We start from the raw sequence: 14,772 nt of genomic DNA, 5'->3' as shown, positions 1-14,772 counted from the left end.
AGACGTGTCTCGATTCTGAGAGACCCATCATTAGTAAAAAGAAACAACCTCAATAGAAACAGGCTATTACAAGAAACGTGATCTTATGCCTAATTATTAGAGCATAAGATCTAATTAATTGAACAAAACCGGCAAATTTTAACTTTTGCGTTACATATCCATGCAATAACTGTGACGTTAAAAACACTTATAATGTAATAAGTTATGCTTTTTGGTTTTATAGTCATGCCCCAGCATCGCCCGAGCCGTGAGTATGGTGCAATGCACTGACCACGTAGTTTGCTATGGCAGTGTCTTGCACGCCTGTTCCTGTTAAGTCACATACGGTGATCGCCGCATCACTTCGCGCGATGGGACGCCCCGACGCTACTGTTTTGCCCAACTCTTCCACACATCGTGACAATGCCAGCCCTTTGAGTTCCCCCAACACCTCAGACTGAGCACGTTTATCCACCAGCACCCAGTCGGCATTGTGCAAAATATGAGGATCAAGCTCGCGCTTCTCTGCACTGTCAGAGCCCATCGCCGTGATATGAGCCCCCTTGGGAATGTCTTGCCAATGCAAAATCGGCTGCTTGGCCGGTGTCGTGGTGACAATGATATCGGCCTGTTGACAAGCCTGCGCCACATCTTGGTAAGGGATCACCCGTATTCCCAACTCGGCCTCAACCTCTGCTTTATACCGCCTTGCTTGTGCACTGTCTCGCGCCCAAACATGAACCGTGTCTATCTCTCTAACCAGTTTGAGCGCAGCCACCTGCAACCTTGCTTGTGTGCCCGCGCCCAATACCGTGACTGTTTTGGCATCCTCGCGCGCGCAATACTTGGCACTTAGTGCTCCCGCTAGTGCCGTGCGCACATCCGTGAGGTACCCTTCATCGAACAGTACGGCTTCCACCACACCGGTTGATGCTGAAAAAACCACCATCAAACCATTAAGACTCGGCAGACCGATCGACGGATTGTCAAAAAAGCCGGGACTGACTTTAATCGCAAACCGCTCAGCGCCTTGGATGTGAGCGGTTTTTACATCGACTTCGCCGTTGTGCTCATGAATGACCATGCTTAACACTGGTGGCATGGTTACCTCGCCACGTCCCAAGGCACTGAAGGCACGCTCAATCACACTGAGGCTGTGCCGATTAAACGTCGCGACAGATTCAATTTGCTGACGGTGATATAGCTGCATACGGGCTCCTTTGGCACTCACCAAAATTCAACCACAAACTAAGGACGAATCTGTTCACTTAATGCTGTAACCGCTGTCAGGGTGTCAGTTGACACATTGTTTCCACTGACCACGATCACCACTTTCTTGTCCTGCCAATCTAACTGGTGTTGACGTGCCGCGGCTAACCCCACTACGGCGGCACCTTCTACCCACCTATTTTCGCACTGCCACATATCGATCATCGCACGGGCGATAAACGCTTCATCCACTTGATAATGCTGCGTCATTACATGGGGCACTAGGGCAAAGGTGTATTGGTTATTAAGGCCAATACCTCCTCCAAGGCTATCAGCCAACGATTCAGACTCCGGCACCGCGACTGGCTGACCCGCCATTATGCTTTCATGCATAGCAGCCCCATCACGAATGGAAACGCCAATCAGGTCGATATGTGGGGCGATGGTGCGTACCGCTACGCCAATCCCTCCCACTAAGCCGCCCCCCGACAAACCGGCGACAATCACGTCAACATCTGGCGCATCTTCGAGGATCTCGAGCCCAATGGTCCCTTGCCCGGCAATAATATCGGGATGATCAAAGGGAGGGACATAGCATAAGCCATCACGCGAAACGGCCTCGAGCGCGGCTTGCTCGGCCTCATCTTGCGAGCGTCCCACTACCCACACTCGCGCCCCCATGGCTTTAACAGCGTCCACTTTATTGTCGGGCACCAATGAAGAGAGACACACGGTCGCCGGGATCCCAAGCTGCTTCGCGGCGTAGGCAAGCGCACGTCCATGGTTGCCTGTCGAGCACGTGATCACCCCTCGTTCACGCAGCCCCTTAGGCAACCGACTCAATGCATAGGTGGCGCCGCGTAATTTAAACGCGCCCGTCGGCTGGCTCGTTTCGAGCTTCAGCCAAATTTGTGCTTGGTAACGCTCAGAAAGCGCCGGTGAATAAACAAGCGGTGTGCGTGTTGCCACTGTCTTTATCGCTTGGCGAGCAAGGTATACATCATGCAAGCTTGGTGTCACGATCCCTCCTTGTTGCCTGTTCGCGTGTCGCCGCACGGACACATGCATGGCCTGATAATGAATAGCCTAGTTGCCTGACACTCAGGATCCAACCTTCTATTTTCACCGCTGGCACTAAACGTTGGCAGGGCTTATCGCGTAAACTAGCTATAAATAGGGAGTGGTTATGAATTGGATTGAAGCGCACGAAGCCGTGTTTAGGCTCAGCCTGTTTGCCTTGATACTATTAGTGATGCTGTTTGCCGAATGGCGCTGGCCTAAGCGCAAGCTCACTCGCACGAGGCGAGAGCGTTGGTCAGGGAATATCTTACTGACTGTATTTAATACCCTCACGCTGCGTGTGCTCGCACCGGTTTCTGCGGTGGGCGCGGCCAGCTTTGCCGCCGCTTCTGGTTTTGGCGTTTTTAATCAGTTTTCGCTCCCTGAATGGGCCGCGGTTATCGTCACATTAGTCGTGATGGATATGGCGATTTGGTACCAACACAAACTCTTCCACCAGGTACCATGGCTATGGCGGCTACACCTGGTGCATCATGCCGACATGGACATTGATGTCACTACAGGCGCGCGTTTTCACACAGTGGAAATTTGGCTGTCGATGGCCATTAAAGGCGTGTTAGTCGCGCTACTTGGCGCACCTGTTGTCGCCGTGATCGTGTTTGAAACGCTACTCAGTGGGATGGCAATGTTTAATCATAGCAATGTTGGTCTCCCCAAGCGCGTAGACGCTTGGCTACGCCGCTTTATCGTCACACCAGACATGCACCGAGTACATCACTCTACCCGCTCTCATGAATGCAATGCCAATTACGGATTCAACCTTTCATGCTGGGATCGCTGGTTTAATACCTATGTGCCACAGCCACGTAAAGGGCACCATAATATGCGAATTGGCTTAAACGAAATTAGCCAACCTGCTGATGCTAGTAATATTTTTGGAATGCTGCGTTTGCCCCTCCGTTGGCGTATACTGCAACGCGCCTATCAACACAAAAAGGAGAGCTGGGCGCATGAAACAGGTGATCGTCACGTCCAAAAACCCCGCTAAAATCGCTGCGGTTGAGACCGCGTTTTGTGACGCTTTTCCCGATACCCTTTTCACTTTTACCGGCGTCTCAGTGGCGAGCGATGTCCCCGCACAACCAATGACAGAGCAAGAGACCTATGCCGGCGCGTGCAACCGTGTTCATCACGCCAAAGCGGAGTACGATGGGGATTTTTATGTCGGGATAGAAGCCGGCTTAGACGGCCAACACACCTTTGCGTGGATGGTGATAGATGATGGGACAACGCGAGGCGAAGCACGCTCTGCCTCACTACCACTCCCTCAAGAGGCGTTAGAAGCCCTGCATCAAGGGGAAGAACTTGGCGATGTGATGGACAGGATGTTTGCCACTGAAAATGTAAAACAAAAAGGGGGCGCCATTGGCATGCTCACCGGGCATCGATTAACGCGCTCGAGTGTTTACCATCAAGCACTAATCATGGCGCTGATTCCGTTTATGCACCCGCACTTATATCGTTAACACCAATAAAAACGGAGCCTTATGGCTCCACTTCTTAAGCGTCAACAGTTGAAGACCTAGGTCGATGAGGTAGGCTCTTCAGCTTCACGTTTCAGTAAATCAGCTAGCCAGTTTTTGGTTTCGTCATCCATCCGCTTTAACTCATTCGAGCCGCGTGTGACGGTCGCGATCCCCACGCCCAATAATTGGCTAAGCTGGCGCTGACTCATTCTTCCTTCTAACAACTCATGCAAGATATTAATCCGAGCCACCAAGGTATCTCGCTCATCGGGGGTCAGTAACGCCGTCAACAAGGCATCATCATTATCATCTTTTCCAGCACGGCGCACTAGCGCGATAACATCTTGCCAACCAGAAAATGCAGGCGATTGCGACATGGGTTCCTCTCGCTCTTTACGTGATGGTCGCGATTGTAACATTAATAACGCTGAGCCAACTCGTGCGCTCTTAAAAATTGCACGGGCTCCCCCAAAAGCTGACGATAATAAATATCGAACATCAACACGTTCTGCACATAATGGCGCGTTTCATAAAACGGGATCGACTCGATGAAAGCTATCGCATCCATGTGCCCTTTCGTGCGTTCGAGCCAACGACTCACTCGGTGTGGCCCGGCATTGTAGGCGGCAAATGCAAGAATACGGTTACTGTCAAAACGATCGAGCATCATTTTCAAATAACCACTGCCCAAGCGGATATTCACGCCAGGATCGCTAAGACTGGCCGGCCCTTGATAATCAAACCCTAATCGGCGCGAAGTTTCACGGGCTGTACGTGGCATCAATTGCATTAATCCTCTTGCGCCCACGTGAGAGACCGCACGAGTGAAAAAAGCACTTTCTTGGCGTGATAGCGCCATCAATGTGGTTTTATCTACCCCGCGCTCGCGACTGAAAAACTCAAACCACCACTGGTGAGCAAGTGGGAAACGCAACGACAAGTGATCCCACATTTTACCGGCAATGGTGGCTTGCACCGCAAGATGATACCAGTGCTGTTTATTGGCGTAGGCGGCTAGGAGCGCAATCTGCTCACCGCTCGCACGTTGAAGTACGTAATACCACTCGCGCTTAGCCGCATAGACTTTATCAAGTGCAATCAGCTCATCCACACGCGCCAGCACGTCATTGACGGGCATCAGCCCTGCCTCTTTCAACACCGCGGTACGCGAAGGGATATAGATCGGTTTTTCCAGGTGCTGAGCGGCAGCCACACTGTAAAAATTACGCTCACCCAACAGGGTTTCAAACGCCTGGTTCGCCGCGTGACTGTTTCCAAGCTCTAACTGAATCCGCGCCTGCCAGTATCGCCATTTTAATGATTGTTTAGCCTCATCACTGAGCAAAGACAGCCATTGGTTCAGGGCATGCCAATCCCCGTCTAGCAAAGCAAGGCGAAACCGTCTCTCGAGCAGGCCATCATCGTCACTTTGTCTCAGCATACGATCACGCCATCCAGCTAACGCTGGCTCATCGTCATTCATCAGCTGACCAATAAGATAATCCGCGATGGCTTGTCGTTCACCCTTATCATAATGCTGCCCTTCTACGGTGCGACGAAAATGACGGATGGCTTGTGCTTCGTCTTTACGCGCCAGTCGCTCAAACGCAAGACGAGTTAGTTTTTTATTGAAGGGAGTTACTTTACTGCGCTTGGAAAAGTCAGCAACTTGATCAGGGTTGTCATAAAGATCAATAACTTGCTTTCCCATCGCTTGGTCGGTGTCGGGGAGCTGACGTTGCAGGTAACGCATCAAACTGCGATTGCGCCCTTCAAAGGTCAGCAACATCCGCTGCAAGATTAAGTCACCAGTGAGTTGCTTTTGCTCGGAGAGGTAATCAAACAAGGGGTCACAGGCACTGTCGACCGATTGACCGGATAAATACAGCGACTTGGCACCGCTGCGCGCCAAGGCCGCATTGCCTGCTTGGCTGTGGGCATAATAATACTGACACTGATAGCGCTCACCTCGAGGCACATCGGGTTGGAAAGCGACCAAGGTTGCCCAATCTTGACGGTCGGCTAATAGTGTCAGGTAGTCGGCACGCAGACTATTAGCAAACGGCATGGTGGTGTAACGCTGAACAAAGTTGGTCACCGAGGCATGCGACTTTTCTGCAAGGTTGCGAGTAAAATCACGATAATCTAAATATGGGTACAACGGGTAGTCGCGCAGCTTGGCTTTGAGGCGCTGAAATTGGCGTATATTGCCACTTTCTATTGCATCGATGGCAGCTTCATACTGACGCTGTTCTGGGGTCATTTGTCCACTGTCTGGACTGGCGGACGCCAGCGCGAGAGAAGGAGAAAAAGCGGCCCCTAAAATAATTCCTGGTAGCAGTGAACGGGTGAAGGCACGGACACCACGACGCGCCGCGACAGAGGCATTGCGCAAAGGCCCGGACAAAGCGATGAATCGTTCCATGTTAAAGGTCGCTCCTAATCAATTAACACCGTGACGAATGTGTCACATTCGGAATGTGTGACAACGAATAGACAACAATCTCATCAGCAAATTCCCTCGCGCACGAGCAGATGGTTTGTCGCCTCGTTGGCTATATTACCCCTCGAATATGACAATCACTGTTAAACTTGGCAAAGTTAACGTTAGAATAGCGTCTTTTACACCACAACGATTAGCGTGAGCAGAAATGGCTGAGTACGTATATACCATGTCGCGGGTGAGCAAGATCGTGCCACCTAAGCGCCAAATTCTTAAAGATATTTCTTTGTGTTTTTTCCCCGGTGCCAAAATTGGGGTGTTGGGCCTCAACGGGGCCGGTAAATCGAGTCTATTGCGCATCATGGCCGGTATCGATACCGAAATTGAGGGTGAAGCCCGTGTGCAACCAGGCATTAAAATTGGCTACTTGCCCCAGGAGCCAGCTCTTGACGAAGACAAAACCGTGCGTGAAACCGTTGAAGAAGCGGTCTCGGATGTCAAAGATGCATTAACCCGCCTCGACGCCGTTTATGCCGCTTATGCCGATCCTGACGCCGACTTCGATGCCTTGGCGCAAGAGCAAGGTGAGCTGGAAGCCCTGATCCAAGCCAAAGATGGCCATAATCTTGATAACGCGCTAGAACGTGCCGCCGACGCGCTGCGTTTGCCGGAGTGGGATGCGCAAATCAAAAACCTTTCTGGGGGTGAGCGCCGTCGTGTGGCGATTTGTCGCTTGCTGCTCGAAAAGCCAGATATGTTGCTACTTGATGAGCCAACTAACCACTTGGACGCCGAATCAGTCGCTTGGCTGGAACGCTTCTTGGTCGATTACACGGGGACCGTGGTAGCCATCACGCACGATCGCTACTTCCTCGATAACGCTGCCGGTTGGATCCTCGAGCTAGACCGTGGTGAAGGCATCCCTTGGGAAGGCAACTACTCGTCGTGGCTTGAGCAAAAAGACGTCCGCTTGAAGCAAGAAGCTTCACAAGAAAAAGCACGCCAGAAAACCATTGAGAAAGAGCTTGAGTGGGTACGTCAAAACCCGAAAGGCCGTCAAGCCAAATCAAAAGCACGTATGGCACGCTTTGAAGAGCTTAACACCTCCGATTACCAACGTCGTAACGAGACTAATGAGCTGTTTATTCCACCTGGCCCACGCCTTGGTGATAAAGTCATTGAAGTTAACAACCTCACTAAGTCGTTTGGTGATCGCGTATTGATTGACGATCTGTCTTTTAGCGTCCCGAAAGGCGCTATCGTCGGTATCGTCGGTCCCAATGGTGCGGGTAAATCCACACTGTTCAAAATGCTCAGTGGTACCGAAACACCGGATGCGGGCACCGTAGAAGTAGGTGACACCGTGCAATTAGCCTCGGTGGATCAGTTCCGCGATAGCATGGACGATAATAAAACCGTTTACGATGAGATCTCGGAAGGTGCCGATATTATTCGCATCAATAACTTTGAGTTACCTGCACGTGCTTATGTCTCTCGCTTTAACTTCAAAGGAAGCGATCAACAAAAACGTATCGGCGATTTGTCCGGCGGTGAACGCAACCGCGTCCACCTGGCTAAGCTATTGAAAGCGGGCGGTAACGTACTGCTGCTCGATGAGCCAACCAATGATCTGGACGTTGAAACCCTACGCGCCTTGGAAGAAGCCCTGCTCGAATTCCCAGGCTGCGCGATGGTGATTTCGCACGACCGCTGGTTCCTCGACCGTATCGCCACTCACATCCTTGACTATCGTGATGAAGGTCAAGTGAATTTCTTCGAAGGTAACTTTGCCGAATACACTGATTGGTTGAAGAAAACACTGGGCGCACAAGCAGCTGAGCCACACCGCATCAAATATAAGCGCGTTGCCAAGTAACGCCACACGACTGGGGGCAGCCAAGGCTGCCCTTTTTTATTGCCCTCTGAGCAGGTAAAGCAACCCGCGACAAACCGCACTCCATTCGTTTTCTCACCCAAGAACATCAAAAAATGTTTCAGAATCGATACGCCCACACAGATTATTAGGTCGCCCGCCATGCATCGCCTACACTTTAAGCAAAGGAATGAGGAGATGCGATCATGCCAGAGCGTAGAAAATTTTCCCGCGTGATGTATCGTGCCCCCGCGATACTCAAGCAAAATGAACAGTCGTGGCACGCACATGTACTCGACCTTTCTTTGAAAGGGGTGCTTTTGTCTCGCCCAGATAATTGGCAAGCAGACCCGCAACACACAGCATTCTCGTTGGTGTTTTACCTGCATGACTCTGACGTAGAATTAGACATGGACTGCATTCTTGTTAATAACTGCGAGAATTACCTCCATCTTTATATTGATCACATTGACATTGATAGTGCTAGTCATTTAAAAAGGCTCGTTGAACTTAACGTTGGCAACGATGAACTCCTTCATCGCGAGCTAGCGCAGTTGACCGACCCTATGAAGGAGCCCGAGTCTTAGCTCCGTGTCGTCATGGGCGGTACCGAACGCAGGCCAGCAGTAACCAGTCATGACAGATCACATCCATATCGCCATCTCACACCCAAACGGTGTGAAGCATTATACGCTTTGCCCTACCCGCAAAAAGGTAGTGCAAACATTGGCGTTGGTATTGCTGGCCGTTCTCACCGTGACCTTCGCCAGCCTTTATTTGCTCTCCGAGCGTTCCACTGAAGCCGAAGCTGCCGTTAACCGTTTACGTGAAGAGCGTGCCGTATTGAATAACGAAGTGGCCATGCTGCAACAAAAGCGCGATGAGCTGTCACAAACCATCGAGAACAAAGATGTTGAGCTGACTGCACTGACTCAGCGCGTGGTGACAGTAGAAGATATGTTAGGGCTGCAATCGGTGGCGAAAGACGCCTCACTGACTCATAGGCTTGATGTGGCGGCCATTAACTCAGCGGTACGCTACACCATGCTACAGCTCATCCCCAATGGTAAACCAATCCAGAGTTATCGGCGCTCCTCCGGTTATGGCTCACGCACACACCCGGTGACGGGCAAAGAAAAATTCCATATGGGGTTAGACTTAACCGCTGACATCGGCACCCCGGTGTATGCCCCGGCCGATGGCGTGGTGGAGTATGTCCGGCCAAGTCGCCGCAAAGGCTATGGTAATTTTGTAAAAATTGATCATGCTTTTGGCTTTATGACCCTCTACGCCCACCTTGATAAGTTCAACGTACGCAGTGGACAATTCGTGAAAAAAGGGGACTTGATTGCTTGGTCAGGTAACACAGGTTTATCCACCGGCCCTCATTTGCACTACGAGGTGCGTTTTTTAGGGCGGGCGCTTAATCCGCGCCGCTTTATTAAGTGGAGTGCAGAGCAGTTTGATACCTTGCTCGAAAACGAGAAGCGCGTGAGTTGGGGGCACTTAGTCGCAGTAGTGGAAAACTTGGTCGAAACTCAGGTACAAGTCGCCAATATGCCCGACGCTGAGCCGCCGCTGAATACCGCGCAGCAGCGCGAAGCGGATGTAAAGGCAGCGCCGACGAAGGCGTCAATGTAAATAAGCTCGGGGTAAATCCGGTAGCATGACTTACCTTTTCCTGTATAAGCCATGTTTGCCCGTCCACCTCTCAATATCGATAAAGCTGGGGCTCATGTGCTTCGCCCCAACACTATCGGCTATAAATCTTCTAAAACATCCAGGGCGTCAGACAGCTTACTGACTCCGTAGACCGTCATCCCCTCAATACGCTGTTTAGGCAAGTTTGCTTTAGGTACCACGGCTTTTTTAAAGCCATGTTTTGCCGCTTCCATCAAGCGCTCTTGCCCACTTGGAACTGGGCGAATTTCCCCCGCCAAACCGACTTCGCCAAAGACCACCAGCTCTCTCGGCAGCGGGCGATCCCTAAAGCTCGATATCAGCGCTAACAGCAAGGCAAGATCGGCACTGGTTTCGGTGACTTTCACCCCGCCAACCACATTGACAAACACATCTTGGTCGGACATTTGCAGCCCTCCGTGTTTGTGTAAGACCGCCAGTAGTAAGGCAAGACGGTTTTGCTCTAACCCTACCGCCACCCGGCGTGGATTGGCCAATTGTGAATAGTCGACCAAGGCTTGTAACTCCACCAGCAACGGCCGTGTGCCTTCCCACACCACCATTACCGAGCTACCGGACGTTTGCTCCTCACCGCGTGAAAGGAAAATGGCGGACGGGTTACTGACCTCTTTTAACCCCTGCCCAGTCATCGCAAACACGCCAAGTTCGTTGACCGCACCAAAGCGGTTTTTATGGCTGCGTAATGTGCGAAAACGGCTATCACTGGAGCCATCGAGCAAAATAGAACAATCTATACAGTGCTCCAGGACTTTCGGACCGGCCAGCGTGCCATCTTTGGTCACATGCCCCACCATAAAAATCGCGACATTGTGTTGTTTGGCATAGCGCGTCAGTGCCGCGGCAGACTCTCGCACCTGCGACACGCTGCCGGGCGCGGATTGCACATCCGCCACATGCATCACTTGAATGGAGTCGATGACCATGATTTTCGGCTGCTCTTTTTTAGCCACCTGACAAATGGTTTCCACGCCCGTTTCTGACAACAGTTTCAACCTGTCTTTGGCAAGCCCGAGTCTATCGGCGCGCATCGCCACTTGTTGCAGTGACTCTTCCCCTGTGATGTACAAGGTCGGCAAATGGTGTGCGAGCCCCACCATGGTTTGCAAGAGCAAGGTACTTTTCCCCGCGCCTGGGTTACCACCAATCAAGATGGCAGCCCCCGGGACAATGCCCCCGCCAAGCACACGGTCTAGCTCTTTAAAACCACTGCTCAAGCGTGGCACTTCTTGTAGGTCGATATCCTGCAGGGTTTGTACTTGCCCCTCGGCACTGCCTGCGTACCCGGCATATTTTTCATTGCGTGCGACCTGGGGCGATGCTGCCAGTCTCACTTCTGTAATGGTGTTCCACGCGCCACAGGCTGAGCACTGTCCTTGCCAACGGGGAAAATCCGCGCCACAGTCGTTACATACGTAGGCTCGTTTTGTTTTTGCCATTCGCTCTCCAAGACGTATGATGTCAGCTAATTCACAAAATGATTGCTATCTTATTAATTATTCCGACCCTTTTTCGAATCGGTGCCGTTATTATATAAGGACAATACTTTACCAGACTTTGCCATGAAGCAGGATGATTACCAGGGACTGATTGAGCAGCTGCTTCCGATGTCCCAAACCCCCAAATTTGAGGTGCTGCTCGATAAGCTCACCGCTAACGAGCCAAGCTCGGCCAAACTTCTGATCAAAATGGAGATCAGACGTTTGATGACGCCATGCAACCGTACTATCGATCTCCGTGGCAAAGTCGATGGTGAATGTCATCAATACGAGCTAAACGGCAAAAAACATTGGCTGGATGATGTGGCGATTAACCACTATTACGAGCGCTTGCCTTTATACAATGGGCAAATGACGCAAGGATTGTGGGAAGATTTGCACAATACCCCTAATAACTTTCGCGTCAAACACGAACAAGAAAAACAGATGCAGCAACAAGGAAAAGGCCCAGTCAGTGATAGCGCCCAGGCGGCATTATTACCCGAGAAACTCACCTTTGGCCGTTATTTAGCACGTAGTGAAAGCCGCATCCATTTTGCTACCCAAGTATTAATAACACTGAATACCGGCTATGAGGTACATGGGGTCACCAGCGACTTGTCTAACTCAGGCTGTCGAGTGCGTGTCCCCGCGGCATTCGATTATCCGCCTAGCTCTGAAGTTATCGTTCGGTTCACCGCACTGGCGCAAAAATACCAAGACCCCGATCTTGAGCAAGGGCTGAGTTATCGTATTGTTGGGGTCGATCAAAACAAAGAATCCACCAGCAGCGCCTGGTTACGCTTGCGGCTTGACACCAGCAGTGATGCGATTAAGCAGGCGCTCGACGCTGAAATGGCCTCACCTGACTTTCGTGGCAAACAAGATGGTGAAGACAAGCTACTCACTCTCAAGCTGCAAAGCTATGAACAGTCTTTCTTGCATCACACCAGCGTGCTACCGCTTTACTTTGCGCAAGATAAGTTAGAGTACGTATTACAAACGCGGCAAAACCGAGAGCTATGGGATTACTGGCACGACAGCCGCAATCAACCTGTCATTAACCATATTTTTGATGCGCAGCGCTTGGCGTTACTGCAAGTGGAAGGAGCGTCAACCAGCCAGCTCTTGCTTTACTGCTTTTATGTGGAAAAGGACAAACAACGCTTTTTCTATTCCGCCTCGCCCAACGAAATGAGCGAAGAAGAGCGCCACCTGTTCTGGCAACTGGGTGCCAAGCGCCATTCATGGCGGGTGTTTAAAGTGACCATGTCAGCCATTAATGCGGGTGACATTGAACGGCTACAAGATGTGTCTCCAGACTGGCTCAATACATTAAAAACCCTCACACACGTCGCGTTGGTGCAAGATGTGACCCATACCGAAAGCAAGGAGAGTTATTTAACCCACCCCAAACCGTCGTTATCCAGCCAAGCCTTGCGACGCTTTTTACACCAACGTAATCCGGTTTGTGGGGCACAGTTAATCTCATCCGACAGGCAACCCCAACGCCGTGAACCGCGTTATGCCTATCGCTCTGAGGTATCACTGGTGCATCCAGAGCAAGGAGCCCTGAAGGGAAAACTGGTTGATTTTTCCTCGGGGGGATTGAACCTAAAACTGGCGCAGCCTTTTCAAGGAGCGAAAGATGACTTGGTGTCTGTATCACTCGATGCGTTTGTCCATATCGACCCGCGTGCGCCGCTCGTCGATATGCCGTATCAGGTGATTCGAGTGAGCCCCAAACGAGACAATATTCAGCTCAAGCTCACCACCGAGGCACCGAATACCCGCCGCCGGCAATATTTGCGTCGCTTAATTGAGCATAACCTCGACAAACTGACCGAGCTTGATGAGCGCTTGCCCGACCCACCACTGGTTTGGGCCATGCACCAGTTGCTGCTCACGCGCTTAACCGTGCAGCCTTATTTTGTTCGACGTGACAACGGTGTACTCTCAGTGCCTACAGTGGGTATCAACCTTCCCCCCAGTCGTTTACACCGCTTTCTCGAGCGCGCAGGCGGCGGTCGCCAACTGTCTTTTTATCCGGTATTTGGGGACAAGATCTTCACCCGCACCCATGAAGTTACTCGCCCCTCTCAACCGCTTAAAGAGCTGGTGCGCGAGTATTTCGTCTGGATAGACATGCAAGAAGACAGGGTGCGTGCGGTGCACACTTTTGCCGATAGTGAGTTTGAATCTGACGATGCGCGGCGAAAATTCATTCAGCTGGCACAAAAAGGTGGGGCGTTTGCCGTGCTACGCAACCGGATGACGCCACTGGCCCATGCCGAGCAAGACATCGATGCCAGCCAGTTATCAACCCTACTCAAGCGCGACACCCACAAAGCTCGTCAATTAGAAGATGAGTTTGTCGCACTGTGTGCATATGGTGAGCTGGTTGATGTCACCGACGAAGTGCTGATGCGTTTAGGGCGCTAAGAGGGGCCACGCCATGGTAGCTGGGTCACATAGCACCTCAGCGTTGTAGGCAGCCGTCCTTTAGCGCGGCTGCCAGCTAATCCGGTCGCGAATACTGGCAGAGAGTACACACAGCACACCGCCCAACCATGCGTGTTTGACTGCCGCCTGCGCTTTCTCGTTCACCTTGGGTTTGGCATGATACGCAATGCCGAGACCCGCTGCCTCCATCATTAGCAAATCATTCGCACCATCCCCGACGGCTAAAGTATTTTCTGGCGCAATATCGTATTTTTGCGCCAGCATGGTTAGCACATCCGCTTTGCGTTGCGCGTCCACAACAGACCCTTCCACCTCGCCGGTGAGCTGGCCATTGTTGAGCCCAAGCTGGTTCGACTCCGCATAGTCCAAGTCTAATTGCTGTTGGAGATGATCAGAGAAATAGGTGAAACCGCCCGAAGCAATTGCTACATACCAGCCGTGGGCTTTTAAGCTGGCCACGAGGTGCGCCATTTCTGGCATCAACGGTAACTGGGCTTTCACCGCCTCAAGTATCGACCCATCCGCCCCTTTCAAGGCTGCCACGCGCTGGCGCAAACTCGCTTCAAAATCAAGCTCGCCCAACATGGCGCGCTCGGTGACCGCAGACACCGCGTCTCCAACCCCAGCGCGTGCCGCAATCTCATCAATACATTCTATCTCTATCGCAGTGGAGTCCATGTCAAACACCACCAAACCAGGCCTGCTTAAATCCGGCAGGGCCTGTAAGTCAGCGCAATCAAGCGCCAACGCCTCAATCACAGTGCGATGGTCAGCCGTCAGTTCACCGCGGATCAATAACACCTCATACGGCCCGACACGCCAGCCATCGACAACCTCAACGTCATCACCGGTAAAAAAACGGATATCATCGAGCTGACGCGGATCGATGACCTCACCAAACACAATCCACCCTCCTTGCCGGCGGCGAGAGAAAGCAGATGTCGTCATTGTTGGGAAGCGGCGATAAAGTTGCGGTGTGCGGTAAATTGCCAAGGGGTTGGCCTTATCCATGGTCACGGTTTTCCTTTCGGTTTCCAAGCAAGCTTGGTCGATGAATCAATCACAATGTGGCTGTGATACCAT

General features: G+C 51.7%; 12 protein-coding genes. 6 read left to right on the top strand and 6 right to left on the bottom strand.

The features are described 5' to 3' along the window. Positions 1 to 223 precede the first annotated feature (223 nt). Positions 224 to 1,189 (bottom strand): cyclodeaminase, encoded by a 966-nt coding sequence (locus tag BZG74_RS13215; RefSeq protein ID WP_077773028.1) that lies wholly within the window; start codon positions 1,187 to 1,189, stop codon positions 224 to 226. 38 nt (positions 1,190 to 1,227) lie between these two features. Then, complete coding sequence (gene eutB / locus BZG74_RS13210) at positions 1,228 to 2,208, bottom strand: hydroxyectoine utilization dehydratase EutB (protein WP_235605763.1); 981 nt, start codon at positions 2,206 to 2,208, stop codon at positions 1,228 to 1,230. Between the two features lie 166 nt (positions 2,209 to 2,374). Between eutB and BZG74_RS13205 the strand changes: the two genes are divergently transcribed. Beyond that, positions 2,375 to 3,256: a sterol desaturase family protein gene (locus BZG74_RS13205; RefSeq protein WP_077773026.1), complete on the top strand. Its 882-nt coding sequence runs from the start codon at positions 2,375 to 2,377 to the stop codon at positions 3,254 to 3,256. Next, the gene (gene yjjX / locus BZG74_RS13200) at positions 3,219 to 3,734 is read left to right on the top strand and encodes an inosine/xanthosine triphosphatase (protein WP_077773025.1); all 516 of its coding nucleotides are present in this window, start codon (positions 3,219 to 3,221) and stop codon (positions 3,732 to 3,734) included. The genes BZG74_RS13205 and yjjX overlap by 38 nt, the downstream gene beginning before the upstream one ends. A 56-nt stretch (positions 3,735 to 3,790) precedes the next feature. Here yjjX and trpR read toward each other — a convergent pair whose 3' ends face one another. After that, a complete protein-coding gene (gene trpR / locus BZG74_RS13195) occupies positions 3,791 to 4,111 on the bottom strand; it encodes a trp operon repressor (RefSeq protein WP_077773040.1) in 321 nt (106 codons plus the stop codon). 41 nt (positions 4,112 to 4,152) lie between these two features. After that, positions 4,153 to 6,159: a murein transglycosylase gene (gene sltY / locus BZG74_RS13190; RefSeq protein WP_077773024.1), complete on the bottom strand. Its 2,007-nt coding sequence runs from the start codon at positions 6,157 to 6,159 to the stop codon at positions 4,153 to 4,155. A gap of 226 nt (positions 6,160 to 6,385) precedes the next feature. Between sltY and ettA the strand changes: the two genes are divergently transcribed. The 3 genes from ettA to BZG74_RS13175 all read left to right on the top strand — a co-directional run bounded on the left by ettA (position 6,386) and on the right by BZG74_RS13175 (position 9,691). Beyond that, positions 6,386 to 8,053, top strand: coding sequence for an energy-dependent translational throttle protein EttA (gene ettA, locus BZG74_RS13185; protein WP_077458796.1), 1,668 nt, complete (start codon positions 6,386 to 6,388; stop codon positions 8,051 to 8,053). A gap of 203 nt (positions 8,054 to 8,256) precedes the next feature. Then, a complete protein-coding gene (locus tag BZG74_RS13180) occupies positions 8,257 to 8,637 on the top strand; it encodes a PilZ domain-containing protein (protein WP_077773023.1) in 381 nt (126 codons plus the stop codon). Between the two features lie 49 nt (positions 8,638 to 8,686). Next, positions 8,687 to 9,691 carry a M23 family metallopeptidase gene (locus BZG74_RS13175; protein WP_077773022.1) on the top strand — a complete coding sequence of 335 codons (1,005 nt, stop codon included), beginning with the start codon at positions 8,687 to 8,689 and terminating at the stop codon, positions 9,689 to 9,691. Positions 9,692 to 9,810: 119 nt separating this feature from the next. Here BZG74_RS13175 and radA read toward each other — a convergent pair whose 3' ends face one another. Further along, positions 9,811 to 11,187, bottom strand: coding sequence for a DNA repair protein RadA (gene radA / locus BZG74_RS13170; protein WP_046075145.1), 1,377 nt, complete (start codon positions 11,185 to 11,187; stop codon positions 9,811 to 9,813). 123 nt (positions 11,188 to 11,310) lie between these two features. Between radA and BZG74_RS13165 the strand changes: the two genes are divergently transcribed. Beyond that, complete coding sequence (locus tag BZG74_RS13165; RefSeq protein ID WP_077773021.1) at positions 11,311 to 13,668, top strand: PilZ domain-containing protein; 2,358 nt, start codon at positions 11,311 to 11,313, stop codon at positions 13,666 to 13,668. A 60-nt stretch (positions 13,669 to 13,728) separates the two neighbouring features. Here BZG74_RS13165 and serB read toward each other — a convergent pair whose 3' ends face one another. Then, the gene (gene serB / locus BZG74_RS13160) at positions 13,729 to 14,700 is read right to left on the bottom strand and encodes a phosphoserine phosphatase (protein WP_077773020.1); all 972 of its coding nucleotides are present in this window, start codon (positions 14,698 to 14,700) and stop codon (positions 13,729 to 13,731) included. Positions 14,701 to 14,772 lie beyond the last annotated feature (72 nt).

The sequence above is a fragment of the Salinivibrio sharmensis genome, assembly GCF_001995985.1.
GTDB classification, from domain to species: Bacteria; Pseudomonadota; Gammaproteobacteria; order Enterobacterales; family Vibrionaceae; genus Salinivibrio; species Salinivibrio sharmensis.
Note: the sequence above shows the minus strand (reverse complement) of the source record. Positions and strands in the feature narration are given on the sequence as shown.

Excerpts from the sequence above, each read along its gene's own strand:
- BZG74_RS13165 (WP_077773021.1), top strand. The coding sequence starts at position 11,311 with ATGAAGCAGGATGATTACCAGGGACTGATTGAGCAGCTGCTTCCGATG.
- sltY (WP_077773024.1), bottom strand. The coding sequence starts at position 6,159 with ATGGAACGATTCATCGCTTTGTCCGGGCCTTTGCGCAATGCCTCTGTC.
- yjjX (WP_077773025.1), top strand. The coding sequence starts at position 3,219 with ATGAAACAGGTGATCGTCACGTCCAAAAACCCCGCTAAAATCGCTGCG.
- BZG74_RS13205 (WP_077773026.1), top strand. The coding sequence starts at position 2,375 with ATGAATTGGATTGAAGCGCACGAAGCCGTGTTTAGGCTCAGCCTGTTT.
- BZG74_RS13175 (WP_077773022.1), top strand. The coding sequence starts at position 8,687 with ATGACAGATCACATCCATATCGCCATCTCACACCCAAACGGTGTGAAG.
- BZG74_RS13215 (WP_077773028.1), bottom strand. The coding sequence starts at position 1,189 with ATGCAGCTATATCACCGTCAGCAAATTGAATCTGTCGCGACGTTTAAT.
- trpR (WP_077773040.1), bottom strand. The coding sequence starts at position 4,111 with ATGTCGCAATCGCCTGCATTTTCTGGTTGGCAAGATGTTATCGCGCTA.
- ettA (WP_077458796.1), top strand. The coding sequence starts at position 6,386 with ATGGCTGAGTACGTATATACCATGTCGCGGGTGAGCAAGATCGTGCCA.
- radA (WP_046075145.1), bottom strand. The coding sequence starts at position 11,187 with ATGGCAAAAACAAAACGAGCCTACGTATGTAACGACTGTGGCGCGGAT.
- BZG74_RS13180 (WP_077773023.1), top strand. The coding sequence starts at position 8,257 with ATGCCAGAGCGTAGAAAATTTTCCCGCGTGATGTATCGTGCCCCCGCG.
- serB (WP_077773020.1), bottom strand. The coding sequence starts at position 14,700 with ATGGATAAGGCCAACCCCTTGGCAATTTACCGCACACCGCAACTTTAT.